Origin of the sequence: Bradyrhizobium sp. Mp27 (genome assembly GCF_029953005.1) — a bacterium.
Classification (GTDB): Bacteria; Pseudomonadota; Alphaproteobacteria; order Rhizobiales; family Xanthobacteraceae; genus Bradyrhizobium; species Bradyrhizobium barranii.
On sequence record NZ_JASAUS010000552.1, the window covers coordinates 1 to 883 of the forward strand.

Here is an 883-nt window from a genome sequence, read left to right on the forward strand (position 1 = left end):
CTGCGCCCATCCGCCGCCAACAGAACTATCCGCGCCCGCTTCAAATCGCGCTGCAACGTCACCGGTGAGCGACAGCACGCCTCAAGCACCTTGCGATCTTTCCTCGAAAGGCGGACTTCTCTTGCTTCGGGTATCATCCCGACCTTGAATCACGACTCACGTTCCAAGAAAAGTGGGTACTAGTATTTCGATACGAGCCGCAAATGGCAGGTCATCAAATTCGAGATCGACATACAGCTGCAAAAGCTCAAGGTCCTCTTCCTTTTTCGTAATCGGGCCTGCTTTCGCCAGCTCTTGCCGGGCCTTTGCACGATCACCGCCGGGGCTGAGGTAATAGAAGGCGAGGTAATACGCGATCTTCCTGTACCAAGCAGGATGCTGGATATTGGTGCGCAGCCGATCCAGCACGGCGGTCCAGTCTTTCCAAAGCCCGAGGTGAAAATACAGCGAGGACAAACGGCCAACGTAAGCACCCAGTGCGTTCACATCGATGCGAAGCAGCTTCAGTCCGTCTCCGACTACCGCCAGCGCTGGCGCGGTATTCGTCTTGTGCCATATCGTGTACTGCGTGACGTCAGCGCGCGTTGCCTGCAGGGCCCGCTCGAAATGCTTTTCCCGTAGGGCTGCCCTGTATGCCTTCCCGATGTCAAAACCCGGCAGGCGCCGCCAGCAGCAATCCTTGAACTTTTTACCGGAGGCGCATGGGCATGGCTCGCTCCATTTTGGCTTCCACATCGGGCGTTTCGGCATCCTGCGGCTCGCCTGCAGCTAACCCGTCCTATTCGTGAGAGTGCGGCTTTTTGGCCCGATTGATGCGGCCGCACATCTTGTCTGACGAGGCGCACAGGATTGCCTTCGGCTTTTCACCGCCTGACCACCTGTA

The 883-nt window shown here is 57.5% G+C and carries 1 protein-coding gene and 1 pseudogene; both read right to left on the reverse strand.

Annotation, left to right across the window (positions count from 1 at the left end; all coding sequences use genetic code 11):
• Nucleotides 1-137, reverse strand: a pseudogene (locus QJT78_RS51695) (IS630 family transposase); the annotation flags it as partial.
• A gap of 19 nt (nt 138-156) precedes the next feature.
• A complete protein-coding gene (locus tag QJT78_RS51700) occupies nt 157-750 on the reverse strand; it encodes an SEC-C domain-containing protein (RefSeq protein ID WP_080587093.1) in 594 nt (197 codons plus the stop codon).
• Between the last annotated feature and the right edge of the window lie 133 nt (nt 751-883).

Coding starts and splice junctions, on each gene's coding strand:
- QJT78_RS51700 (WP_080587093.1), bottom strand. CDS start 750: ATGCCGAAACGCCCGATGTGGAAGCCAAAATGGAGCGAGCCATGCCCA.